This window comes from Streptomyces sp. NPDC018000, from assembly GCF_044328025.1.
Classification (GTDB): Bacteria; Actinomycetota; Actinomycetes; order Streptomycetales; family Streptomycetaceae; genus Streptomyces.
The window spans coordinates 426,244-449,371 of record NZ_JBIRGM010000003.1 but is presented as its reverse complement, the minus strand read 5'-3'; the positions used below and the strand labels follow the sequence as shown (position 1 = coordinate 449,371).

19 protein-coding genes, 2 pseudogenes and 1 riboswitch are annotated in these 23,128 nt (G+C 69.1%); of the genes and pseudogenes, 14 read left to right on the top strand and 7 right to left on the bottom strand.

The features are described 5' to 3' along the window. Positions 1-5: 5 nt before the first annotated feature. Positions 6-1,412 (bottom strand): family 2B encapsulin nanocompartment shell protein, encoded by a 1,407-nt coding sequence (locus ACH4EW_RS10515; RefSeq protein ID WP_398254173.1) that lies wholly within the window; start codon positions 1,410-1,412, stop codon positions 6-8. Positions 1,413-1,590: 178 nt separating this feature from the next. Here ACH4EW_RS10515 and ACH4EW_RS10510 point away from each other — a divergent pair, with 178 nt between their 5' ends. The 3 genes from ACH4EW_RS10510 (at position 1,591) to ACH4EW_RS10500 (ending at position 4,577) form a co-directional block, all read left to right on the top strand. Next, positions 1,591-2,040 carry an RrF2 family transcriptional regulator gene (locus tag ACH4EW_RS10510; protein ID WP_398254171.1) on the top strand — a complete coding sequence of 150 codons (450 nt, stop codon included), beginning with the start codon at positions 1,591-1,593 and terminating at the stop codon, positions 2,038-2,040. A 98-nt stretch (positions 2,041-2,138) separates the two neighbouring features. Further along, positions 2,139-3,335, top strand: coding sequence for a globin domain-containing protein (locus tag ACH4EW_RS10505; protein ID WP_398254168.1), 1,197 nt, complete (start codon positions 2,139-2,141; stop codon positions 3,333-3,335). A gap of 348 nt (positions 3,336-3,683) precedes the next feature. Continuing rightward, a complete protein-coding gene (locus ACH4EW_RS10500) occupies positions 3,684-4,577 on the top strand; it encodes a 1-aminocyclopropane-1-carboxylate deaminase/D-cysteine desulfhydrase (protein ID WP_398254166.1) in 894 nt (297 codons plus the stop codon). A 79-nt stretch (positions 4,578-4,656) separates the two neighbouring features. On the opposite strand, the gene ACH4EW_RS10495 is transcribed toward ACH4EW_RS10500, so the two are convergent. Beyond that, on the bottom strand, positions 4,657-6,261 hold the full coding sequence (locus ACH4EW_RS10495; protein WP_398254164.1) for a Na+/H+ antiporter: 1,605 nt from the start codon (positions 6,259-6,261) through the stop codon (positions 4,657-4,659). A 35-nt stretch (positions 6,262-6,296) separates the two neighbouring features. Between ACH4EW_RS10495 and ACH4EW_RS10490 the strand changes: the two genes are divergently transcribed. The 3 genes from ACH4EW_RS10490 to ACH4EW_RS10480 all read left to right on the top strand — a co-directional run bounded on the left by ACH4EW_RS10490 (position 6,297) and on the right by ACH4EW_RS10480 (position 8,208). Then, positions 6,297-6,557, top strand: coding sequence for a UBP-type zinc finger domain-containing protein (locus ACH4EW_RS10490; protein ID WP_398254162.1), 261 nt, complete (start codon positions 6,297-6,299; stop codon positions 6,555-6,557). Between the two features lie 287 nt (positions 6,558-6,844). Beyond that, positions 6,845-7,258 (top strand): anti-sigma regulatory factor, encoded by a 414-nt coding sequence (locus ACH4EW_RS10485; RefSeq protein WP_073781878.1) that lies wholly within the window; start codon positions 6,845-6,847, stop codon positions 7,256-7,258. After that, on the top strand, positions 7,255-8,208 hold the full coding sequence (locus ACH4EW_RS10480; RefSeq protein ID WP_398254160.1) for an RNA polymerase sigma factor SigF: 954 nt from the start codon (positions 7,255-7,257) through the stop codon (positions 8,206-8,208). The genes ACH4EW_RS10485 and ACH4EW_RS10480 overlap by 4 nt, the downstream gene beginning before the upstream one ends. Before the next feature lie 160 nt (positions 8,209-8,368). Here the strand turns inward: ACH4EW_RS10480 and ACH4EW_RS10475 are convergent, their stop codons facing one another. Then, positions 8,369-8,746, bottom strand: coding sequence for a hypothetical protein (locus tag ACH4EW_RS10475; protein WP_398254791.1), 378 nt, complete (start codon positions 8,744-8,746; stop codon positions 8,369-8,371). A gap of 240 nt (positions 8,747-8,986) precedes the next feature. Here ACH4EW_RS10475 and ACH4EW_RS10470 point away from each other — a divergent pair, with 240 nt between their 5' ends. Together ACH4EW_RS10470 and ACH4EW_RS10465 are read left to right on the top strand one after the other, a co-directional pair. Next, a complete protein-coding gene (locus ACH4EW_RS10470; RefSeq protein ID WP_398254158.1) occupies positions 8,987-9,955 on the top strand; it encodes a diacylglycerol/lipid kinase family protein in 969 nt (322 codons plus the stop codon). A gap of 315 nt (positions 9,956-10,270) precedes the next feature. Next, positions 10,271-10,528 (top strand): WhiB family transcriptional regulator, encoded by a 258-nt coding sequence (locus ACH4EW_RS10465; RefSeq protein WP_003953983.1) that lies wholly within the window; start codon positions 10,271-10,273, stop codon positions 10,526-10,528. 174 nt (positions 10,529-10,702) lie between these two features. On the opposite strand, the gene ACH4EW_RS10460 is transcribed toward ACH4EW_RS10465, so the two are convergent. Both ACH4EW_RS10460 and ACH4EW_RS10455 read right to left on the bottom strand, forming a co-directional pair. After that, positions 10,703-12,169, bottom strand: coding sequence for a histidine kinase N-terminal domain-containing protein (locus ACH4EW_RS10460; RefSeq protein ID WP_398254788.1), 1,467 nt, complete (start codon positions 12,167-12,169; stop codon positions 10,703-10,705). 577 nt (positions 12,170-12,746) lie between these two features. Further along, a pseudogene (locus ACH4EW_RS10455) lies at positions 12,747-12,957 on the bottom strand (glucosamine-6-phosphate deaminase); the annotation flags it as partial. Positions 12,958-13,081: 124 nt separating this feature from the next. Between ACH4EW_RS10455 and nagB the strand changes: the two are divergent. Beyond that, complete coding sequence (gene nagB, locus ACH4EW_RS10450; RefSeq protein ID WP_398254155.1) at positions 13,082-13,867, top strand: glucosamine-6-phosphate deaminase; 786 nt, start codon at positions 13,082-13,084, stop codon at positions 13,865-13,867. Between the two features lie 132 nt (positions 13,868-13,999). Here nagB and ACH4EW_RS10445 read toward each other — a convergent pair whose 3' ends face one another. Together ACH4EW_RS10445 and ACH4EW_RS10440 are read right to left on the bottom strand one after the other, a co-directional pair. Further along, on the bottom strand, positions 14,000-15,559 hold the full coding sequence (locus ACH4EW_RS10445; RefSeq protein ID WP_398254153.1) for a glycoside hydrolase family 3 protein: 1,560 nt from the start codon (positions 15,557-15,559) through the stop codon (positions 14,000-14,002). A 9-nt stretch (positions 15,560-15,568) separates the two neighbouring features. Continuing rightward, a pseudogene (locus ACH4EW_RS10440) lies at positions 15,569-15,736 on the bottom strand (carbohydrate ABC transporter permease); the annotation flags it as partial. A 330-nt stretch (positions 15,737-16,066) separates the two neighbouring features. Here ACH4EW_RS10440 and ACH4EW_RS10435 point away from each other — a divergent pair. From ACH4EW_RS10435 to ACH4EW_RS10415, 5 genes are all read left to right on the top strand, one after another. Continuing rightward, positions 16,067-16,828, top strand: a complete 762-nt coding sequence (locus ACH4EW_RS10435) for a GntR family transcriptional regulator (protein ID WP_398254786.1) — start codon at positions 16,067-16,069, stop codon at positions 16,826-16,828. Positions 16,829-17,287: 459 nt separating this feature from the next. Then, positions 17,288-17,542: a DUF3311 domain-containing protein gene (locus ACH4EW_RS10430; protein WP_398254151.1), complete on the top strand. Its 255-nt coding sequence runs from the start codon at positions 17,288-17,290 to the stop codon at positions 17,540-17,542. Further along, on the top strand, positions 17,539-19,176 hold the full coding sequence (gene mctP / locus ACH4EW_RS10425) for a monocarboxylate uptake permease MctP (RefSeq protein WP_398254149.1): 1,638 nt from the start codon (positions 17,539-17,541) through the stop codon (positions 19,174-19,176). The genes ACH4EW_RS10430 and mctP overlap by 4 nt, the downstream gene beginning before the upstream one ends. A gap of 157 nt (positions 19,177-19,333) precedes the next feature. Beyond that, a riboswitch (cobalamin riboswitch) is annotated at positions 19,334-19,469 on the top strand. A gap of 143 nt (positions 19,470-19,612) precedes the next feature. Further along, entirely contained in the window at positions 19,613-22,009 is a 2,397-nt protein-coding gene (locus ACH4EW_RS10420; protein ID WP_398254146.1) for a ribonucleoside-diphosphate reductase subunit alpha, read from the top strand. After that, positions 22,009-23,046, top strand: coding sequence for a ribonucleotide-diphosphate reductase subunit beta (locus ACH4EW_RS10415; protein WP_398254144.1), 1,038 nt, complete (start codon positions 22,009-22,011; stop codon positions 23,044-23,046). The genes ACH4EW_RS10420 and ACH4EW_RS10415 overlap by 1 nt, the downstream gene beginning before the upstream one ends. Positions 23,047-23,128: the final 82 nt, after the last annotated feature.

The window sequence follows — 23,128 nt, the reverse complement described above, 5'->3', positions numbered from 1 at the left end:
ATGGGCTACCGCCAACGGCTGACCTCTACGTTCTCCAGTACGCCGAGGGCGTCCGGCACGAGAATGGCTGCGGAGTAGTAGGCCGTCACCAGGTAGGAGATGATCGCCTGCTCGTCGATGCCCATGAAGCGGACCGACAGACTGGGCTCGATCTCGTCGGGGATGCCGGTCTGCTGGAGTCCGATGACGCCCTGCTCGGCCTCACCCGTCCTCATGCAGATGATCGACGTGGTCCGGGCGTCGGTGACCGGGATCTTGTTGCACGGGAAGATCGGTACGCCCCGCCAGGCGGGCACATGGTGTCCGCCGACCTCCACGCTCTCCGGCACCAGACCGCGCTTGTTGCATTCACGGCCGAATGCGGCGATGGCCCGCGGGTGCGCGAGGAAGAGCTTCGAGCCGCGGCGGCGCGAGAGCAGTTCGTCCATGTCGTCGGGGCCGGGCACCCCGTCGTGCGGCTGGAGGCGCTGCCCGTAGTCGCAGTTGTTGAGCAGGCCGAACTCGCGATTGTTGATCAGCTCGTGCTCCTGGCGCTCGCGCAGCGCCTCGACCGTGAGCCGCAACTGCTGCTCGGTCTGGTTCATCGGCTGGTTGTAGAGGTCGGCGACCCGGCTGTGAACCTTCAGCACGGTCTGGGCGACGCTCAGTTCGTACTCGCGCGGCGCGGATTCGTAGTCCACGTACGTGTGCGGGACGACGGCTTCGCCGACATGGCCGGCGGAGAGATCGATCTCCGCCTCGCCGTACTTGTTGGTCCGCTGCTGCGGAATGCTGAGCAGACCGGCGAGATGGGTACGGAGCGAATCCGCGCGCTCGGCGAGATTCAGCACATCGGCCCGCTTCAGCGTCAGCACCGTGCAGGCGGTGACGGCACGGGCCGTGTACTCCCAGACGGCGTCGCCGTCGATCAGTACGCGGTCGCCGAAGTAGGCCCCGTCGGCGTGGACCCCGAGCACCGTCTCGTCCCCGTAGGGGCCGGTGCCCACCTTCTCGACCTTGCCGTGCGCCAGCAGGAAGACACGGTCCGCCGCGTCCCCGGCGCCGGCCAGCACCTGGCCGGCGGCGATGTCTCGCTGCTCACACCGCCGGGCCAGCTCTCCAAGCACCTCTTCGTCACCGAAGTCCCGCAGGGCGGGGAGCTCTCCGAGCTCGGCGGGGATGACCTCGACCCGGTCACCGGTCTGCACGAAGGTCACTCGGCCGTCTCCGACCGAGTAGCTCAGCCTGCGGTTCACCCGGTAGGTGCCACCCTGTACCTGCACCCATGGCAGCATCTTCAGCAACCACCGTGAGGTGATCTCCTGCATCTGCGGAGCTGACTTGGTGGTCGTCGCGAGGTTCCGCGCCGCCGCCGTGCCCAGACTCTGCTGCGGCGGCACCGGCGCGTTCTGAACCTCTTCACCAACGGACATCTGACGTCCTCTCGATCATCGGCTGACCTGTGCGAAGAAGCCTTTCAGCGCGGAGAGTCGGCGCGCCATTACACAAAAGAGTGTGACTATTCGGTCTTCGGGCTGGGCATGACGCTCAGCGATGCCCGCGGGTGCCATTAATTTGCATCCTTGATGCAAATTATCTACAGTGCCGGTCATGCGGCTGACGAGATTCACCGACGTGGCGCTGCGCGTACTGATGCGCCTCGCCGTCGCGGAGAACGAGGATCCGCCGACCACCCGGGAGGTGGCGGCGACCATGCGGGTGCCGTACACGCACACCGCGAAGGTCGTTGCCAAGCTCCAGCACCTCGGCCTCGTCGAGGCGCGCCGGGGGCGCGGCGGCGGACTCAGCCTCACCGGAGCGGGCCGGACCGCCTCGATCGGCGGCCTCGTCCGGGAGCTGGAAGGACCCGGCGACGTCGTCGAGTGCGAGGGCTCCACCCCATGCCCCCTGCGCTCGGCCTGCCGACTGCGCGGCGCCCTGCGCCAGGCGGAGGACGCCTTCTACGCCTCGCTCGATCCGATCACCGTCACCGAACTCGTCACCTCCCCCACCGGACCGCTGCTCATCGGCATCAGCCGCAGCCGCCCGGCCGACGGCTGAACCACCACACACCACCGCACCACGGGCGCCATCGCCCGGATTCACCCTGCCCAAAAATGCGAATCTCAAATACCAATTCAAGAATCCAGGAGTAACCGATGCTCTCCGAGACCTCGACCGCCACCGTCCGCGCCACCCTCCCCGCCGTGGGAGCGGCCATCGGAGACATCGCCGATCTCTTCTACCGCAAGCTCTTCGACGCCCACCCCGAGCTGCTGCGCGACCTCTTCAACCGCGGCAACCAGGCGTCCGGTGCCCAGCGCCAGGCTCTGGCGGGCTCCATCGCCGCCTTCGCGACCCAACTGGTCGAGCACCCGGACACCCGTCCCGACGTGATGCTCAGCCGGATCGCGCACAAGCACGCCTCGCTCGGTGTCACCGCCGCGCAGTACGACATCGTGCACACCCACCTGTTCGCGGCCATCACCGAGGTGCTCGGCGACGCGGTCACCCCGGAGGTCGCCGCCGCCTGGGACGAGGTCTACTGGCTGATGGCGGGCGCCCTGATCTCGATCGAGGAGCGGCTGTACGCACAGCAGGGCGTCGTCGCCGGTGACGTGTGGCGCGAGTGGGAGGTGGCCGCCCGGATCGAGGAGACGGCGGATGTCGCCACCTTCCAGCTCCGCCCGGCCGACGGCGCACCCGCCCCCGCCTTCCGCCCCGGCCAGTACGTCTCCGTACAGGTGGAACTCCCCGACGGGGCCCGCCAGATACGCCAGTACAGCCTCTCCAGCTCCCCCGGCTCCGCGCTCCGCTCGATCACCGTCAAGCGGGTGCACGGCGGCGGCTCCCCCGACGGCGAGGTCTCCCGTCACCTGCACGCCGAGGTCGGGGCAGGCGACCGGCTGCGTGTCTCCGCCCCGTACGGCGATCTCGTACTCGACTCCGCCGACGCCCCTCTCCTGCTCGCCTCCGCGGGCATCGGCTGCACGCCGATGCTCTCGATGCTGGAACACCTCACGACGACCGGACACCGCGCCCCGGTCACCGTCGTGCACGGCGACCGCTCCCCCGCCGACCACGCGATGCGCACCGACCACGCCCTGCTCACCGGCAAACTCCCCGACGCCGCCGCACACTTCTGGTACGAGAACCCGGAGCCCGGCCACCCCGCCGACCGCACCGGACAGGTGGACCTGAGCGGCCTCGCGGTCGCCCCCGGCACCCACGCCTACCTCTGCGGACCACTGCCCTTCATGCGTGCCGTACGCACCCAGTTGCTGGCCAAGGGCGTCCCGGCGGCTGACATCCACTACGAGGTGTTCGGCCCCGACCTGTGGCTCGCCCAGCCCTGAACCCGGCCCGTTCCTCGCGGAATCGACCGGACCGATTCGCGGGGCCGGGTGCGTGCAGCTGCACGGCGTAGGGTCGAAACAGATGGGGTCTCCCCTGCTCGGCGCAGCCGAGAGCTCGGGGAAGGAGTCATGGTGACCGACCACACCGCGGCAGATGTACGTGCCCAGCCCCGCAACGCCGCCCCGTGTGCCGGCCGGCCCAGGGCCCCATCCCCCACGCGCAGAAGTGGCAGCCCGGCACGATCGATCCTTGCGGCTTCCCGTTGGACTCCGTGCGGGACCGGATCCGCGACCGCCTGAAGGGACCCGTATCCACCCGACACGGCGCGGCAGGGCGACAATTGCGGCATGCCCTCCGAAGCACTCGACCTCTCCCGGCTGCAGCCGCTGCTTCCGTCCCCCCTGCAACCGGCCGAGGACGAACGCTTCGCGCGCCACGGCGTACGGCTGCTGCTCAAGCGCGACGATCTGATCCACCCCGATCTGCCCGGCAACAAATGGCGCAAGCTCTCCCTCAACCTGCGGGCTGCCGCCGGGCGCACCGTGCTGACCTTCGGCGGCGCGTACTCCAACCATCTGCGGGCCACCGCCGCCGCCGGGCGGCTGCTCGGCTTCCCCACCATCGGGGTCGTACGCGGTGACGAACTGGCCGGCCGTCCCCTCAACCCCTCGCTCGCCCAGTGCGCCGCCGACGGGATGACCCTGCACTTCGTGGACCGCGCGACGTACCGCGCGAAGGCCGATCCAGAGGTCCTGGCGGGGCTGCTGAGCACCTTCGGGGAGTGCTGTGTCATCCCGGAGGGCGGTAGCAACGCCCTGGCCGCACAGGGCTGTACGGAGCTGGGGCGCGAGCTGCGCGACAGGGCCGATGTGGTCGCGGTCGCCTGCGGTACCGGCGGCACCCTCGCCGGACTGGCCGCCGGCCTCGCCCCGGGGCAGCGCGCCCTCGGCATCCCGGTGCTGCGCGGCGGTTTCCTCGGTGACGCGGTACGGAAACTGCAGCAGGAGGCGTTCGGCGGGCCTGCCGGGTCGTGGTTTCTGGACGAGCGCTTCCACTTCGGCGGCTACGCCCGTACGACCCCGCAGCTGCACGACTTCGCGGACGACTTCGAGCAGCGGCACGGGCTGCCGGTGGAGCGGCTCTACGTCGCCAAGCTGCTGTACGCGCTCACCGCGCTGGCCGAGGAGGGGGCGTTCCCCGCGGGAACCACGGTCGCGGCCGTCGTCACAGGCCGGCCGTAGGCGCACCCCTCAGCGAGGTAGAACGCCAAGCTCGGAGGCTGTCGGGTGACCTCTGATCGGGCGGCCGCCCGACAGCCTCTCAGGGCGCTTGCGACTCCTCCCGGTAGGCCGCCGCCTCCTCGAGGTCGAGCCGTCTGAGCAGCGTCCGGAGCATCTCGTCGTCGATCTGCCGCTCGTCCCGCAGCCGTACGAAGACCTCGCGCTCGGCGTCGATCATTTCCCTGGCCAGGCGACGGTATGTCTCGTCCGCAGATTCCCCGGTCATCGGATTGGACGCGCCCAGCCGCTCCCACACGGCGTTGCGGCGTCGCGCCAAAACGGCGCGCAGCCGGTCGGCGAGCGGTCCGGGCAGATAGTTGCGCCGGTCGGTGAGCAGCTCCTCCAGGCGCGCCTCGGCGGCCATGGACGCCTCGCCCTGCGCCTGCGCCTCGGCCAGGGTTTCCGCCGTCACATCGCGCCCCGGAAGCTTCAGGGCGCGTACCAGCAGCGGCAGGCTGAGCCCCTGGATGACGAGGGTCCCGATGACGGTGGTGAAAGTCAGGAACAGCACCAGGTCGCGGGCCGGGAAGTCCTGCCCGTCGGTCGTGACCATCGGGACGGAGAAGGCGATGGCGAGCGAGACGACCCCGCGCATCCCGGCCCAGCCGACAATCAGCGGCGCCGTCCAGTTGGTCCCGGGCTCGCGCTCCCTGATCCGTTTCGACAGCCACCTGGGCAGAAACGTCGCCGGGTAGACCCAGATGAAGCGGACCACGACGACTGCGAGGAACACGGCCACCGCGTACCAGAGTGCGTCTGTCACCGCGTACGCACCGAGCCCCTTCAGCACGAAGGGCAGCTGGAGTCCGATCAGCGCGAAGACCGCGGATTCCAGGATGAACGCGACCATCTTCCAGACGGCCTCCTCCTGGAGCCGGGTAGCGAAGTCGACCTGCCAGGACCGATGGCCCAGATAGAGCGCGACGACGACCACTGCGAGCACCCCGGAGGCGTGCACGCGTTCTGCCGCCGCGTACGCGACGAAGGGGATCAGCAGCGACAACGTGTTCTGCAGCAGGGCTTCCTTGAGATGTGTACGGAGCCAGTGCAGCGGCACCATCAGCGCCAGGCCGACCACGACCCCGCCGACCGCGGCAAGGAGGAATTCGCCGATCCCGGCGCTCCAGCTCATGCCCTCGCCGACGGCGGCCGCGAGCACCACCTTGTAGGCAGTGATCGCGGTGGCGTCGTTCACCAGGGACTCACCCTGCAGGATCGTCGTGACCCTGCCGGGCAGCCCGACCCGGCGGGCGATCGCGGCGGCCGTGACGGCGTCCGGTGGAGCGACGACCGCGCCGAGCACCAGCGCGGCAGTGAGCGGCAGGTCGGGCACGAGGCGGTACGCCAGCCAGCCGACCGCGACGGTCGCGAACAGGACATAACCGACGGAGAGCAGCGCGATCGGCCGGATATTGGCCCGCAGATCGAGGTACGAGCTGTCGACGGCCGCCGTGTAGAGCAATGGCGGCAGCAGCAGCGGCAGCACGATGTGCGCGTCCAGGGTGTACGTCGGCACCCCGGGCAGATACGAGGCGATCAGCCCCGCCGTGACCAGCAGCAGGGGGGCCGGCACAGGGGTGCGGCGGGCGGCCCCCGCCACGGCCGCACTGGCCGCGACCAATGCCACCAGCGGCAATGCGTCCATTTCACGGTCCTCGCATCCGTCGTAATCTGGCAATCATGAGCGATTGCCCGCACGTCTCCGAACTGCCGCACCCCGAGCCGGCCCCGCTCAGCGGGACCTGTCTCGGATGCCTCGAAGCGGGCACCCACCCGGTGCAGCTACGACTCTGTCTGCTCTGCGGCCATGTCGGGTGCTGCGATTCGTCGCCGCTGCAGCACGCCACCGGGCACTTCAAGGAGACCGGTCATCCGGTGATGCGGAGCTTCGAATCGGGCGAAAACTGGCGCTGGTGCTTCGAGGACGGTTCGATCGTCTGACGCCTGGGTACGTCAATCCGGCGCCGGTCGTTCGTAATTGGCCACCGCAGACCCCTACCCACCGTGTGTACTCGTGGGCTTACCATGAGTGACAGTCATGGGCTGGGGCCTGTCAGGAGATCTGGCGCGCCTCCGTCCATGATCCGCCGGGCATGCTCCAGGGGTCCGGCGACACGGCATCATGGATCGCGATAGCGTCGCCGGACCAGATCCGACGACATACCGCATGGCTCCGGGGCCACCCTTCCCGGATCCTCGGAAGAGTTTGTGCCACCTTGGAGGTGAGGGTGTCCCAGATCGCAGGCGAGCCCGGGAATCAGGACTTCGTAGAGGTCCGGCTGCCCGCTGCGGGTGCCTACCTGTCGGTGCTGCGTACGGCAACGGCCGGTCTCGCAGCGCGCTTGGACTTCACCCTCGACGAGATCGAGGATCTTCGCATCGCGGTCGACGAGGCCTGCGCGATCCTGCTTCAGCAGGCCGTGCCGGGCTCCGTCCTCAGTTGCGTCTTCCGGCTCATCGAGGATTCTCTCGAGGTGACGGTGTCGGCCCCGACCACGGACGGCCGGGCGCCGGAGCGAGACACCTTCGCCTGGACGGTGCTCTCCGCACTGGCCGGAAAGGTCGACTCCTCGGTCGCCGACGACCGTACTGTCAGCATCAGCCTCTACAAACAGCGCGGCGCGGGACCCGGGCCGGCGTGAGCAACGGGAACGGGGACGGTCCTGTGCGGGACGAGACGATCCGACCAGGGGTGGTGCGCGAAGCAGGCATCCCGGAACAGCAGGCCCTGCCCCACCCGGTGGACGGGGCGGACGGGACTGCGGGCCGTACGGTCGCGGTGGAGCAGTCGCAGGCGGAGCGGGCAGGCCAGATGAGCGAGCACAGGCACCACGATCCACACGACCGCAGCGGAGCGCGGGCGATGTTCATCGAACTGCGCAAGCTTCCCGACGGGTCGGCCGAGAAGGCGGAGCTGCGCAATCAGCTGGTGCGGATGCATCTGCCGCTCGTGGAGCATCTGGCCCGCCGGTTCCGCAACCGCGGCGAGCCGCTTGACGATCTGACCCAGGTCGCCACGATCGGCCTGATCAAGTCGGTGGACCGGTTCGACCCGGACCGCGGCGTCGAGTTCTCGACGTACGCGACCCCCACGGTCGTCGGCGAGATCAAGCGCCACTTCCGCGACAAGGGCTGGGCGGTCCGGGTGCCGCGCCGACTCCAGGAGCTGCGGCTCTCGCTCACCGCGGCCACCGCCGAACTCTCCCAGCAGCACGGCCGCTCGCCGACGGTGCACGAGCTGGCGGAGCGGCTGGGCATCTCCGAGGAAGAGGTCCTGGAGGGCCTGGAGTCGGCCAATGCGTACAGCACACTCTCGCTGGACGTGCCGGACACGGACGACGAGTCCCCGGCGGTCGCGGACACGTTGGGCTCGGAGGACGAGGCGCTGGAGGGCGTCGAGTACCGGGAGTCGCTCAAGCCGCTGCTGGAGGACCTGCCGCCGCGCGAAAAGCGGATTCTGTTGCTGCGCTTCTTCGGCAACATGACCCAGTCGCAGATCGCGCAGGAAGTCGGCATCTCGCAGATGCACGTCTCGCGGCTACTGGCCCGCACTCTGGCACAGTTGCGCGAGCGGCTGCTCGTCGAGGAGTAGCGCGAAGGGCCGATGCGGGGCACGGGGCGGCGGAAACGGTCGTGCCCACGCGCGGAGCGGCTGCGCCCGGCAGCCGGCTCGTGCGTGCGGCGCCTGCGCCGGAGGGGCGACGGCACCCGAAGGCCGCCTCACCCGCCGACCGGAACACCTGGCGTTCGGTTCAGGCGTCCGGCGTGGTGCCCGGTCGGCGAATGCCGAGTGCCTCGACCGTGGTCGGCCTGACCAGCTGGTAGAGCGCTGTCAGGACCACCGCGGCAAGGACGATCCCGACCGGGATCAAAGCGCCATGAGACCTCAGCAGCGTCCAGGCCACCGGAAGCGCGATGATCTGCGTGATGAGCGCGGGGCCCCGGCTCCAGCTGCGTCGCCGCAGCAGACCACGCGCGGCGAACAGCGGGATCAGGCCGAGCGCGATCAGCGTGAGGCCGCCCATCTCCGCCTGCTGCGCGCTCTCGGGGCTCCCGAGCAGCCCCATCACCAGCATGTAGATCCCGCCGCCGACGAGCGCCGCCCCCTCCAGGGCGGTGAGTCCGGCCACGAGAGTGATCCTGCTCGGCTTCGCCGGTTCGACCGACGGCGAGGGCGGCGAGGAGGGCGTGTTCTGCTGAGTACTCACCCTTGCAGGTTTACATCCCGGCCCTGCGAAAGCGAAGTCGGGGTCGGAAACGGTACGGAGCGGACGGCCGCCCCCGGACGACCGCGCCCGGGTCGTCACCGAGCGTGAAGGTCATGGGACAGGACTTCAGAGGGATACCGCGCGGTAGGTAGTCTGGCCGTCATGCGCGCACTTCTTGTGGTCAATCCAGCTGCTACCACCACCAGTGCGCGGACGCGCGATGTGCTCATCCACGCACTGGCCAGCGAGATGAAGCTGGAGGCCGTGACCACGGAGTACCGGGGTCATGCCCGGGACCTGGGGCGGCAGGCCGCGGACTCCTCGGAGATCGACCTGGTGGTCGCCCTGGGCGGCGACGGCACGGTCAACGAGGTCGTCAACGGACTGCTCCACAACGGCCCCGACCTGGACAACCTGCCGAGGCTCGCAGTGGTTCCCGGCGGCTCCACCAATGTTTTCGCGCGCGCCCTGGGCCTGCCCAACGACGCGGTGGAGGCGACCGGCGCGATCCTGGACGCGCTCGCCCACCGCACCGAACGCACGGTCGGTCTCGGACTGGCGGCCGGCACCCCCGGCACCGTGGACGAGTCGGCCCCGGAGCGCTGGTTCACCTTCTGCGCCGGGCTCGGATTCGACGCGGGCGTGGTCGGCCGGGTCGAACAGCAGCGCGAACGCGGCAAGCGCTCGACGCATGCGCTGTACGTACGCCAGGTGGTCCGGCAATTCCTGGAGGAGCCGCACCGGCGGCACGGGACGATGACACTGGAGACCCCGGGACAGGAACCGGTCACCGACCTCGCGCTGTCCATAATCTCCAACACCGCACCCTGGACCTACCTGGGGAATCGCCCCATGTACGCGTCCCCGAAGGCCACCTTCGACACCGGCCTGGACGTGCTCGGACTGAAGCGGCTCTCCACCCCGGCGGTCGCCCGCTACGGAACCCAGTTGCTCACTTCGACCCCGGAGAAGGGCCCGTCCGGCAAGCATGCCATTTCACTTCACGACCTCACGGACTTCACCTTGCATTCAAAGGTGCCGCTGCCCTTCCAGATGGATGGCGACCACCTGGGAGTGCGTACCAGTGTGACGTTCACAGGCGTACGCCGTGCACTGCGTGTGATTGTGTGAGTGGAAGGGCCCAAAGTCCTTCAAGTCGAACGTTTGGGCTGGGCTCCACCCCATAGAAGTACGGCTGTGACCTAGCCGACACCGAGGAATCAAAAAAAACTTTCCAGAAGGGGTTGTATCCGCCGCTGAGGTTTGCGAATCTCTACGTGGCGATCGGGACGGCCCGCAACAACGGCCTCCACTGAGAGCCAGAACCCCTCCTCACTTCACAGGACCACAACCAGTTCACCTGGGCGTCGGCCGGTCATCTGCGGGGGGATTCGTGAAAGCGTTCACATTCACAAGCACGTGTAATACCAAGGAGAGGTAGCAGCCATGGACTGGCGTCACAACGCCGTTTGTCGTGAGGAAGACCCCGAGCTGTTCTTCCCCATCGGCAACACCGGTCCTGCGCTGCTGCAGATCGAGGAAGCCAAGGCCGTCTGCCGTCGCTGCCCCGTCATGGAGCAGTGCCTGCAGTGGGCGCTCGAGTCCGGCCAGGACTCCGGCGTCTGGGGTGGCCTCAGCGAGGACGAGCGCCGCGCGATGAAGCGTCGCGCCGCTCGCAACCGGGCGCGTAACGCCAGCGCCTGATCCGACGCCACCGCTACGAGCCTCAGCCAGGCGGCGCGTACAGAGCGTACGCACAACCCCGCCCCCCGAGTCGCAGCGCGCAGTACCCCCGAAGCGCATGCATGAACAGTGAGCCCGGACCGTGATCAACGGTCCGGGCTCACTGCTGTGTTCGCGCCTTGTCGGCCGCCGGGGCTACTTCGCGGCGCGGACCGGGATGTCGAGGACGACCTGGGTGCCGCGCTCGGGGGCCGGGACCATGGCGAAGGTGCCGCTCAACTCGCCTTCCACCAGGGTCCTCACGATCTGCAGCCCCAGGTTGCCGGCGTGCTGCGGGTCGAAACCTTCGGGCAGTCCGCAGCCGTCGTCCTGGACCGTGATCAGCAGCCGCGTCCCGGCGGAGGAACCGCCCCGTATCGCGGACACCTCCACCGTGCCGGACTCGGCGAGGGTGAAGGCGTGCTCCAGGGCGTTCTGCAGGACTTCGGTGAGCACCATCGCCAGCGGTGTGGCCACTTCGGCGTCGAGAATGCCGAAGCGTCCCGTACGGCGACAGGTCACCTTGCCCGGGGAGATCTCGGCAACCATCGCGATGACCCGGTCGGCGATCTCGTCGAACTCCACCCGCTCGTCCAGATTCTGGGACAGCGTCTCATGGACGATGGCGATCGAGCCGACGCGCCGTACCGCCTCGTTGAGCGCCTCGCGGCCCTGGGCGGAGTCCATCCGGCGAGCCTGGAGCCGCAACAGGGCGGCGACGGTCTGGAGGTTGTTCTTCACCCGGTGGTGGATCTCCCGGATGGTGGCATCCTTGGTGATCAACTCGCGCTCGCGGCGGCGCAGTTCGGTGACGTCCCGGAGGAGGACCAGGGAGCCGATCCTGACCCCCTTGGGCTTGAGCGGGATCGTCCGGAGCTGGATCACCCCGCCCGCGCACTCGACCTCGAACTCACGGGGTGCGTAACCGCTGGCGAGTTTGACCAGGGCCTCGTCGACCGGGCCGCGGGAGGGGGCGAGTTCGGCGGTGATCCCGCCCAGGTGCTGGCCGACCAGGTCGGAGGCGAGGCCGAGGCGGTGGTACGCGGAGAGGCCGTTGGGGCTGGCGTACTGGACGACTCCGTCGGCGTCGAGCCTGATCAGCCCGTCGCCGACGCGCGGCGATGCGTCCATGTCGACCTGCTGGCCGGGGAACGGGAAGGACCCGGCGGCGATCATCTGGGCCAGATCCGAGGCCGACTGGAGGTAGGTGAGCTCCAGCCGGGACGGCGTACGGACGGTCAGGAGGTTGGTGTTCCGGGCGATGACGCCGAGAACCCGGCCCTCACGGCGTACGGGGATCGACTCGACCCGTACCGGCACCTCCTCGCGCCACTCCGGGTCGCCCTCGCGCACGATCCGGCCCTCGTCCAGCGCCGCGTCGAGCAGCGGACGGCGGCCCCGCGGCACCAAGTGGCCGACCATGTCGTCCTGGTAGGAGGTGGGGCCGGTGTTGGGCCGCATCTGGGCCACGGACACATAGCGGGTACCGTCGCGGGTGGGAACCCACAGCACGAGGTCGGCGAAGGACAGATCGGAGAGCAGCTGCCACTCCGAGACCAGCAGATGCAGCCACTCCAGGTCGGTGTCGCTGAGGGCTGTGTGCTGGCGGACGAGGTCGTTCATGGAGGGCACGTGTGCGAGCGTACCCGCGGACGGGCAGTGGTTCCGAACCGAACGACCTGGCCGTACGTGCAGGGGGGAGGGCCGGAAAATTGCGGTGCTCCAATGGATGGACACGGTGAATGGTCTAGTCCACAATGCTCAAGACAGAGCTTCCGCTCCCGCCGCACAGGAGAGCGGATCGAGGTACCCGCGCTCTCTGCCCTGACCGCGCAGGCACCTCTCCCCGGCCGGGGGCACCGCACACCACCGGCCGAGCAGGCCGTCCTCGGTGGTCGGTCTTACGACCTCGCCCACGATTGGCAGTGGGAGAAGGAGCGGTTGTCTGGGGCCTTCGAGTCCAAGGCGGAGGAGGGAGTCGAATGGGGTCTCCCCTGCTCGAACGCAGCTGAGAGCTTGGGGAAGGAGCGTCGGCGACTGACGACAACGCCGGAGGCGGAGGCCCCAGACACCGCGACGCCGCTGACAATCGTGGGCGAGGTCGTTACTCCGGGCTGCGGTGCCGGACGGGCCGAGGGTCCCGTCCGGCACCGCAGCCCGCGGGTGTTTCCACGGCCCCCGCCCGCGCCTCGCCCCGTGATCAGCGGGTCTCGGCGACCTCGGCCGGCGCGCGTGGCGCGTCCGGATCCTGGCCGCGGGCGATCGTCACCTCGTACGCCGGCATCTGCAGCGGCAGGATCTCCAGGATCGACCGGACCTCTTCGGCGACCCCGGCCGTCGGTGACGACGGCGATCACCGGGGAGATGTTGTCGACGACAGCGAGCGGGCCGTGCAGCAAACCTGCGCCGGACGCCCGCCGGCGAACCGCGGCCGGGACGGGTACGGCCGTCATGTCCGCGTTACCGGATTCTGCTAGATTGGACCTTGATTGGTCTATACCACGTGATTCATCTCTCCAGATCGGCAGGCCACGCGTGGAAGTTGTCATCGTTCCGGACGCCAAAGCAGGTGGCGAACTCATCGCGGAGGCCATCGGCGCCCTGCTGAACCGCAAGCCCGACGCTCTTCTCGGCGTTGCCACCGGCTCCACCCCGCTGCCCATCTACCAGGCGCTGGCGTCCAAGGTCCGCTCCGGCGCCGTGGACGCCTCGCGCGCCCGCATCTGCCAGCTCGACGAATACGTCGGTCTGCCGGCGGGCCACCCCGAGACCTACCGCTCCGTGGTGCTGCGCGAGGTCGTCGAACCGCTCGGCCTGTCCGAGGCATCCTTCATGGGCCCCGACGGCTCCGCCGAGGACATCCCGGCCGCCTGCCAGGCGTACGACAAGGCGCTCGCCGACGCCGGCGGGGTGGACCTGCAGCTTCTCGGCATCGGCACCGACGGGCACATCGGCTTCAACGAGCCGTGCTCCTCACTCGCCTCCCGTACCCGGATCAAGACGCTCACCGAGCAGACCCGGCTCGACAACGCGCGCTTCTTCGACAACGACATCACGCAGGTGCCTCACCATGTGATCACCCAGGGCATCGGCACCGTCCTGGAGTCCCGCCACTCGATCCTGCTCGCCACCGGCGAGGGCAAGGCGGACGCCGTGGCGCGGACGGTGGAGGGGCCGGTGGCCTCGATCGTGCCCGCGTCGGCACTGCAGTTGCATCCGCATGCGACGGTGGTGGTGGACGAGGCTGCCGCGTCGAAGCTGAAGCTGGCGGACTACTTCCGGGCCACATATGCGACGAAGCCACCGTGGCAGGGTCTTTAGGACGTGTTTCGAAAGTCCCGTCCAGCACACGGGGAGAGGGCCGGGGCACCCGTGGTGGGTGCTCCGACCCTCTCGTATGCCGTTACGCGTCCTGCGGCCGAGCTTGTCCTCAATCGCCGGACGGACCTGCTTTCAGGACCGGGGGCAGTCCGTGCCCCCACTTTCGCGACCGGCACCGGCAATGGTCTCCGCGGCCGCGAGTCCGCAGACGCGGGCCGCGCCGTGGGTGGCGATGTGCAGGGCGCCTCTGGGCGCCGCCTGCGGGACACCCATTTCGACCACGACCGTGTCGGGGCGCTCCGCCACCAGGGTGTCGAGGGCCTCGGCCGTCCAGCCGTGGCGGTGCGCGTCGCGGACGACCACGACGATGCGCCGCTCCCCCGCAGCCCGCAGCACCGCGGCGACGGGCGCCTCGGTCTCGCTGCTGTACGTGTCGGTCTCCGTGCCCGGCAGCAGCCGGCCCAGCTCCGCGGCGACGCCCCACGGGGTCTCGTCGCCGACCGCGATGTTCGACTCGGAGGTGAACGCGGCGACATACACGGGGCCGGTCAGCGGCTCGACGGAGCCGGTCACCTTCACCGCGCGGCGGGCGGCGACCAGGCCGATGTCGGTACCGATTCCGGTGCCGGGGGCGGTTCCCTCCCGCACTGCCGCGCCCGGCTCCGAACCGGTCCCCTTGGCTCCCTGCGTCCAGGACGCGAGGGCACGTACCCGTGCGGCGGCGTCCGCGAGCCGCTCCTCGGCGAGTTCACCGCTGCGTACCGCCGCGACCAGCGCGTCGCGCAGCCGCAGCACCGTGCCGTCGTCCTCCAGACCGCCACCGATGCACAGGGCGTCGGCCCCCGCGGCGATCGCGAGGACGGAGCCGCGCTCGATGCCGTACGTCCCGGCGATGGCCTGCATCTCCACGGCGTCGGTGACGATCAGGCCGTCGTACCCCAGCTCCTCGCGCAGCAGGCCGGTGAGGATCTGCGGGCTCACGGTCGCGGGGCGGTCCGGGTCGAGGGCGGGCAGCAGGATGTGCGCGCTCATCACGCACTTGGAGCCTGCGGCGATGGCGGCCCTGAAGGGCACCAGTTCACGGGCGTGCAGGGTCTCCAGGTCCACGTCGATGCGCGGCATCGCGTGGTGCGAGTCGGTCGCGGTGTCGCCGTGTCCGGGGAAGTGCTTGGTGCAGGCGGCGACTCCGGCGGCCTGGAGGCCCTCGATGTACGCGGCGGTGTGCCGGGCCACGAGCTCGGGGTCGGCGCCGAAGGACCGTACGCCGATGATCGGGTTGCCCGGGTTGGAGTTGACGTCCGCGGACGGCGCCCAGTTGAGGTTGACGCCGCACTCGGTGAGCCGACGGCCGAGTTCCCGGGCGACCTCACGGGTCAGCGCCACGTCGTCGACGTGGCCGAGCGCGAAGTTGCCCGGGAAGGAGGAGCCGGTACGCACTTCGAGGCGGGTGACGTCACCGCCCTCCTCGTCGATCGCGACGAGGAGGGCGTCGCACTCGGCGCTGAGCCGGCCGGTGAGCGCGGCAACCTGCTCGGGCGTCCGGACGTTGCGGCCGAAGAGGGCGACGGAGGCGAGGCCTTCGTCGATCCGGCGCAGCACCCAGTCCGGGGCGGTGGTGCCGGTGAATCCGGGCTGCAGGACGGCGAGGGCGTCGCGGGTGACGGTGTCCGTGGTGGATATCAGCGTGGTCATGGAGCGGTGTTATCCCTTCACGGCGCCGTCGGTGAGGCCGCTTGCGGCCCTGCGCTGCAGGAGGACGAAGAGGGCGAGGATCGGGACGGCGCAGATCGAGGCCGCCGCCATGGTGGCGGCCCGGTCGTCGCCGAACTGGCTCTGGAACGGGGAGAGCCGCAGCGGCAGCGTCCTTGCGAGGCCGATCACCATGCCCACGCCGACCGCCGCGATGAGCTCGCGCTTCACACCAAACCCTCCTCGGGGATACCGCAACCCCGCCCACCGCGAAGACATTCGACGAGTACTGCTGGGGCCGGATCTGGTCTTTAATGGTTTAGACCAGCACGGGGAGCTTGGCCTAGACCTTTAGGGGTGTCAAGGGTGTACAAGAAGTGCACTCGCGTCCGTTACCGGACCGACACCTGAGGGAGGGCGACGAGCCGTGACCGGACCGTGCCACCATGTGAGCCGCGACAGACGGAGGAGCCGGTGACGGCAGCAGCACAGCAGTCGGGAAGGCGGGCCATGAGTGACGGGGGCAGTACGGAGCACGGGACGGGCGCGGCCACGCGGACGGCGCGCGTCCCGAAGTACTACCGGCTGAAGCGACATCTCCTCGACATGACGGACACCATGCCGCCGGGTACCCCCGTGCCACCGGAGCGGACCCTGGCCGCCGAGTTCGACACCTCGCGCACGACCGTGCGCCAGGCGCTCCAGGAGCTGGTCGTCGAGGGCCGGCTGGAGCGCATCCAGGGCAAGGGCACCTTCGTCGCCAAGCCGAAGGTCTCGCAGGCCCTGCAGCTCACCTCGTACACCGAGGACATGCGCGCCCAAGGACTCGAACCGACGTCCCAGTTGCTGGACATCGGCTACGTCACGGCGGACGAGACGCTCGCCGGGCTGCTCGACATCACGACCGGTGGGCGAGTGCTGCGAATCGAGCGGCTGCGGCTCGCCAGCGGGGAGCCGATGGCGATCGAGACCACACACCTTTCGGCCAAACGCTTTCCGGCGCTGCGCCGTTCACTGGTGAAGTACGCCTCGCTCTACACCGCCCTGGCGGAGGTGTACGACGTCCGGCTGGCCGAGGCCGAGGAGACCATCGAGACCTCGCTCGCCACCCCGCGCGAGGCCGGACTGCTCGGTACGGATGTGGGCCTGCCGATGCTGATGCTGTCCCGGCACTCGCTCGACGGACGGGGCGAGCCGGTGGAGTGGGTGCGCTCGGTGTACCGCGGCGACCGGTACAAGTTCGTGGCGCGTCTGAAGCGGCCGACCGGCTGAGAGTCTGTCGGCGGATCCCGGCCACTCGCACCCTGCGCACAACCGTCACGCCCCCGTGGAATCCGCCGCTCCACGGGGGCCTTTCGCACACCTTGACACGGACCAAATGCCGTACGTTTGGCAGCGTTTCGAACATTCGCGCCCACTCGCGGGACCGTTTCCGGACTGCAATGCGGGCACGGGGTGACGGTAACCGGAAGCCTCCCCTAGATTTCCTGCGCATGGGACCGACCGGCACATGGGGGGTGGGAGAAGGAGCGGGGCTGGGTGCGTGCAGCTGCAAGGCGGAGGATTGAGGCAGATGGGGTCTCCCCTGCTCGAGCGCAGCCGAGAGCTTGGGGAAGGAGCCATGGTGATTGACGACAACGCGGCAGATGTGCGTGCCCAGCCCCGCGACGCCGCCCCCCATGTGCCGGTCGGTCCTACACCAGGTGATCAGCGAGGGGACGGAGTCGCCGCATGCCAGCAGGCCCACAAGGAAAGCCACCCACCGTCACGCCCGTGCGGGTGATCATCGCCCTCTGTCTCATCGCGCCGTTCGTGGCGATGCTCTGGGTGAGTTCGTATGCGAAGGTGGACCCCACCTTCATCGGTATTCCGTTCTTCTACTGGTACCAGATGCTCTGGGTGCTGATCTCCACCGCACTCACGACGATCGCCTACAAGCTGTGGCAGCGTGACCAGCGCGCCCGCAAGGGGGGTGCGTCGGCATGAAGGACGGCGTGAACGGCGTCGCGCTCGGCGTCTTCATCTTCTTCTTCCTGGCCGTCACGGTCATGGGCTTCCTGGCGGCGCGCTGGCGGAAGGCCGAAAACGATGCCAGCCTCGACGAATGGGGCCTGGGCGGACGGTCGTTCGGCACCTGGGTCACCTGGTTCCTGCTCGGCGGCGACCTGTACACCGCGTACACCTTCGTCGCCGTTCCCGCGGCGATCTACGCTGCGGGCGCGGCCGGCTTCTTCGCGGTGCCGTACACCATCCTCGTGTACCCGCTGATCTTCACCTTCCTGCCGCGGCTGTGGTCGGTCTCGCACAAGCACGGGTACGTGACCACCTCGGACTTCGTCCGCGGGCGCTTCGGCTCGAAGGGGCTCTCACTGGCGGTCGCCGTCACGGGCATCCTCGCCACGATGCCGTACATCGCGCTCCAACTCGTAGGCATCCAGGCGGTGCTGGACGTGATGGGCGTCGGCGGCGGCGAGAACACCCACTGGTTCGTCAAGGATCTGCCGCTGCTGATCGCGTTCGCGGTGCTCGCCGCGTACACCTACTCGTCCGGGCTGCGGGCACCCGCGCTGATCGCGTTCGTCAAGGACGGGCTGATCTACCTGGTCATCGCGGTGGCGATCATCTACATCCCGATCAAGCTGGGCGGCTTCGACGACATCTTCGCCAAGGCGAACGAGGCGTTCTCGCAGACCAGCCCGGCAACCGGCAAGCCGCGCGGCGCGCTCGCACCGGGCGAGGCGGGCCAATGGGGTTACGCCACACTGGCGTTGGGTTCGGCGCTGGCTCTCTTCATGTACCCGCACTCGATCACGGCGACGCTCTCCAGCCGCAGCCGCGATGTGATCCGGCGCAACACCACGATCCTGCCGCTGTACTCGCTGATGCTGGGCCTGCTGGCGCTGCTCGGCTTCATGGCGATCGCCGCCGGGATCAAGGTGGACAACGGGCAGTTGGCCATCCCCCAGCTGTTCGAGAACATGTTCCCCGACTGGTTCGCGGGCGTCGCGTTCGCCGCCATCGGCATCGGCGCGCTGGTGCCCGCCGCGATCATGTCGATCGCCGCGGCGAACCTCTTCACCCGCAACATCTACAAGGACTTCCTGAAGCCGGACGCGACCCCGGAGCAGGAGACCAAGGTCTCCAAGCTGGTGTCGCTGCTGGTGAAGGTCGGCGCGCTCGCCTTCGTCCTCACCATGGACAAGACGGTCGCGATCAACTTCCAGCTGCTGGGCGGGATCTGGATCCTCCAGACGATGCCGGCCCTGGTCGGCGGCCTGTTCACCCGCTGGTTCCACCACTGGGCGCTGCTCGCGGGCTGGGCGGTCGGCATGGTGTACGGGACAGTGGCCGCGTACGGGGTCGCCAGCCCGACCCAGGCGCACTTCGGCGGGTCGTCCAAGGAGATCCCGGGCATCGGCGAGATCGGCTACATCGGTCTGACTGCGTTTGTGCTGAACGTGGTGGTGACGGTGGCACTCACCTTCATCCTGCACGCGGTGAGGGCGCCCGTCGGAATCGACGAGACCTCCCCGGCCGACTACACGGCCGACGCGGGCGACCCGGGCGTCCAGGTGGAGCTCCCGCGGGCCACGGCGGGGGCGCCGGGCGGCGGCCACTGACGACCGCCACCACGGCCGGACGGCGGCCCGTCGAGCCCTTCTCACCGGGGCGCGGCAGGCCGTTCGTCTGCTCCGAGAGGGGTTCGCACGGCTTGCCCCGTCACCCCGGCTCATGTTGCGTGACACAACATATGGGGCCGTCACATCAGGCGGCCCCCACATGTATGCTCATGCTCGCTGTCGCCGCAGGGAAATCCGGTGCGAATCCGGAACTGTCCCGCAACGGTGTATTCGGTGTGCTTTTGTACACCCTCAAGTAAGTCCGAGGACCTGCCGACAGCGCATCCGGCTCGACCGAACCGGATGCCAGACGTCCGGGCCTCGCGGATGGGCCGGTGGACGCCGCACGCAATGCTGCCCTCCTTCCTCGGGCATGCCTCAGCGCGGCTGCCCCGCTCCCCCGCCCGGCCCCGAGCCGAGCGAGGGAGAGCACCACGTGACCATCGCGCCAGCCGATCCGGCTTCAGTCGCCGAGTCCGCGGCAACCACGAACGACGGACCGGGGACCGCACTGCTGCGGGTCCTGACCGACCTCACCGTCGATCTGCCCGACACCGACCCCGGTCGCGTCGCCGCCGCCGCGCTGCGCGGCCGCAACGCCCGTTCGGACGAGGCAGAGTTGCGTGCGCTGGCCAGCGAGGCCGCCGCGGGTCTGATCTCCGAGGACCCGGCATACTCCCGGCTCGCCGCCCGACTCCTCACCCGCACCATCGCGGACGAGGCAGCCGGTCAGGGCGCGGTGTCCTTCTCCGCCTCGGTCGCCGTCGGACACCGCGAGGGTCTGATCGCGGATCGTACGGCCGCGTTCGTGGAGCTCCACGCGAACCGCCTCGACGCGTTGGTCGAGCAGGCGCTCGCCGACGGCGCGGACGACCGGTTCGGCTACTTCGGGCTGCGGACCCTGCACAGCCGCTATCTGCTGCGCCACCCGCACACCCGTCAGGTCATCGAGACGCCACAGCACTTCATGCTGCGGATCGCGTCCGGTCTCGCCGATGACGACTCGGCACGCGCGCTGGACGAGGTCGCCTCGCTGTACGGTCTGATGAGCCGCCTCGACTACCTCCCCTCCTCCCCCACGCTCTTCAACTCCGGCACCCGGCACCCGCAGATGTCCTCCTGCTATCTGCTGGACTCCCCGCTCGACGAGCTCGACTCGATCTACGACCGCTACCACCAGGTGGCCCGGCTCTCCAAGCACGCGGGCGGCATCGGTCTCTCGTACTCCCGCATCCGCGCCCGCGGTTCGCTGATCCGAGGCACCAATGGGCACTCCAACGGCATCGTGCCGTTCCTGAAGACGCTCGACGCCTCTGTCGCCGCGGTCAACCAGGGAGGCCGCCGCAAGGGCGCCGCCGCCGTCTACCTGGAGACCTGGCACGCGGACATCGAGGAGTTCCTGGAGCTGCGCGACAACACGGGTGAGGACCAGCGTCGTACGCACAACCTCAACCTGGCGCACTGGATCCCGGACGAGTTCATGCGCCGGGTCGACGCGGACGGGGACTGGTCGCTGTTCTCACCCGCCGACGTGCCCGAGCTGGTCGACCTGTGGGGCGACGAGTTCGACGCCGCGTACCGGGCCGTCGAGGCCAAGGGGCTGGCCCGCAAGTCGATTCCGGCCCGTGAGCTGTACGGCCGGATGATGCGTACCCTCGCGCAGACCGGCCAGGGCTGGATGACCTTCAAGGACGCCTCCAACCGGACCGCGAACCAGACCGCCGAGCCGGGCCGCGTCGTCCACTCGTCGAATCTGTGCACCGAGATCCTCGAAGTCACCGATGACGGCGAGACGGCCGTCTGCAACCTGGGATCGGTCAACCTCGGCGCCTTCGTGGCCGACGGTGGCATCGACTGGGAGCGGCTGGACGCCACCGTCCGCACCGCCGTGACGTTCCTCGACCGGGTCGTCGACATCAACTTCTACCCGACCGAGCAGGCCGGCCGGTCCAACGCGAAGTGGCGCCCCGTCGGCCTGGGTGCCATGGGTCTGCAGGACGTCTTCTTCCAGCTGCGGCTGCCGTTCGACTCCCCCGAGGCCCGCGCGCTCTCCATGAAGATCTCCGAGCGGATCATGCTCGCCGCGTACGAGGCGTCCTGCGACCTCGCCGAGCGGTCCGGCCCGCTGCCCGCCTGGTCCGAGACGCGTGCCGCACGCGGCGTGCTGCACCCCGACCACTACGACACCGAGCTGAACTGGCCGGAGCGCTGGGACGCGCTGCGCGCCCGGGTCGCGAAGACCGGGATGCGCAACTCGCTGCTGCTCGCCATCGCGCCGACGGCGACCATCGCCTCGATCGCGGGTGTGTACGAGTGCATCGAGCCGCAGGTCTCCAACCTCTTCAAGCGCGAGACGCTCAGCGGTGAATTCCTCCAGGTCAACGCATATCTGGTGGATGAGTTGAAGCAGCTCGGCGTGTGGGACGCGCGGACCCGTGAGGCACTGCGAGAGGCAAGCGGTTCCGTGCAGGGCTTCGCCTGGATCCCGGAGGATGTTCGGGCGCTGTACCGCACGGCGTGGGAGATCCCGCAGCGCGGTCTGATCGACATGGCGGCGGCCCGTACGCCATTCCTCGACCAGAGCCAGTCGCTGAACCTGTTCATGGAGACGCCGACGATCGGCAAGCTCTCCTCGATGTACGCGTACGCCTGGAAGCAGGGGCTGAAGACGACGTACTACCTGCGCTCGCGCCCGGCGACCCGGATCGCCCGCGCGGCCTCCGGCCGGGCCGCGACCGCCGCACCCATTCCCGTACAGCAGGCCGAGGCTCCCGACGCGGACGCGATCGCCTGCTCCCTCGAAAACCCCGAGTCCTGCGAGGCCTGCCAGTGATGAACTCCACCGACTCAGAGAAGAACCTGCTCGACCCGGGCTTCGAGCTGACCCTGCGGCCCATGCGCTACCCGGACTTCTACGAGCGCTACCGCGACGCGATCAAGAACACCTGGACGGTGGAGGAGGTCGACCTCCACTCCGACGTCGCCGATCTCGCCAAGCTGTCGCCCGGCGAGCAGCACATGATCGGCCGGCTCGTCGCGTTCTTCGCGACCGGCGACTCGATCGTCTCCAACAACCTCGTGCTGACGCTGTACAAGCACATCAACTCCCCCGAGGCGCGGCTGTATCTGTCGCGGCAGCTGTTCGAGGAGGCCGTGCACGTCCAGTTCTATCTGACGCTGCTGGACACCTATCTGCCCGATCCGGACGACCGTGCCGCCGCGTTCGACGCGGTCGAGGAGATTCCGTCCATCCGTGAGAAGGCGCAGTTCTGCTTCAAGTGGATGGCCGCCCTGGATGGGCAAGGAGGGGTCGAGAAGATCGAGCGCCTTGAGACGAAGGCCGACCGCCGCCGCTTCCTGCTGAACCTGATCTGCTTCGCGGCGTGCATCGAGGGGCTGTTCTTCTACGGCGCGTTCGCGTACGTCTACTGGTTCCGCTCGCGGGGTCTGCTGCACGGTCTCGCCACGGGCACCAACTGGGTATTCCGCGACGAGACGATGCACATGAACTTCGCGTTCGAAGTCGTGGACACCGTCCGCAAGGAGGAGCCGGACCTCTTCGACGACGAGCTCCAGCAGCAGGTCACCGACATGCTGAAGGAGGCCGTCGACGCGGAGCTGCAGTTCGGCCGCGATCTGTGCGGCGACGGGCTGCCGGGCATGAACACCGAGTCCATGCGCCAGTACCTGGAGTGCGTGGCCGACCAGCGGCTCACCCGGCTGGGCTTCCCGACGGTCTACGGCTCCGAGAACCCGTTCTCGTTCATGGAGTTGCAGGGCGTGCAGGAGCTGACGAACTTCTTCGAGCGCCGGCCGTCTGCCTACCAGGTGGCGGTGGAGGGCTCGGTCGCCTTCGACGACGACTTCTAGGGCGTGTTTCGAAAGTCCCGTCTGGCCGACGGGCCCGGTCGCCCTCGCAAGGGAGACCGGGCCCGCCCGGTGGCAACCGGAT

Excerpts from the sequence above, each read along its gene's own strand:
- ACH4EW_RS10515 (WP_398254173.1), bottom strand. The coding sequence starts at position 1,412 with ATGTCCGTTGGTGAAGAGGTTCAGAACGCGCCGGTGCCGCCGCAGCAG.
- ACH4EW_RS10510 (WP_398254171.1), top strand. The coding sequence starts at position 1,591 with ATGCGGCTGACGAGATTCACCGACGTGGCGCTGCGCGTACTGATGCGC.
- ACH4EW_RS10505 (WP_398254168.1), top strand. The coding sequence starts at position 2,139 with ATGCTCTCCGAGACCTCGACCGCCACCGTCCGCGCCACCCTCCCCGCC.
- ACH4EW_RS10500 (WP_398254166.1), top strand. The coding sequence starts at position 3,684 with ATGCCCTCCGAAGCACTCGACCTCTCCCGGCTGCAGCCGCTGCTTCCG.
- ACH4EW_RS10495 (WP_398254164.1), bottom strand. The coding sequence starts at position 6,261 with ATGGACGCATTGCCGCTGGTGGCATTGGTCGCGGCCAGTGCGGCCGTG.
- ACH4EW_RS10490 (WP_398254162.1), top strand. The coding sequence starts at position 6,297 with ATGAGCGATTGCCCGCACGTCTCCGAACTGCCGCACCCCGAGCCGGCC.
- ACH4EW_RS10470 (WP_398254158.1), top strand. The coding sequence starts at position 8,987 with ATGCGCGCACTTCTTGTGGTCAATCCAGCTGCTACCACCACCAGTGCG.
- ACH4EW_RS10465 (WP_003953983.1), top strand. The coding sequence starts at position 10,271 with ATGGACTGGCGTCACAACGCCGTTTGTCGTGAGGAAGACCCCGAGCTG.
- ACH4EW_RS10460 (WP_398254788.1), bottom strand. The coding sequence starts at position 12,169 with ATGAACGACCTCGTCCGCCAGCACACAGCCCTCAGCGACACCGACCTG.
- ACH4EW_RS10445 (WP_398254153.1), bottom strand. The coding sequence starts at position 15,559 with ATGACCACGCTGATATCCACCACGGACACCGTCACCCGCGACGCCCTC.
- ACH4EW_RS10435 (WP_398254786.1), top strand. The coding sequence starts at position 16,067 with ATGAGTGACGGGGGCAGTACGGAGCACGGGACGGGCGCGGCCACGCGG.
- ACH4EW_RS10430 (WP_398254151.1), top strand. The coding sequence starts at position 17,288 with ATGCCAGCAGGCCCACAAGGAAAGCCACCCACCGTCACGCCCGTGCGG.
- mctP (WP_398254149.1), top strand. The coding sequence starts at position 17,539 with ATGAAGGACGGCGTGAACGGCGTCGCGCTCGGCGTCTTCATCTTCTTC.
- ACH4EW_RS10415 (WP_398254144.1), top strand. The coding sequence starts at position 22,009 with ATGAACTCCACCGACTCAGAGAAGAACCTGCTCGACCCGGGCTTCGAG.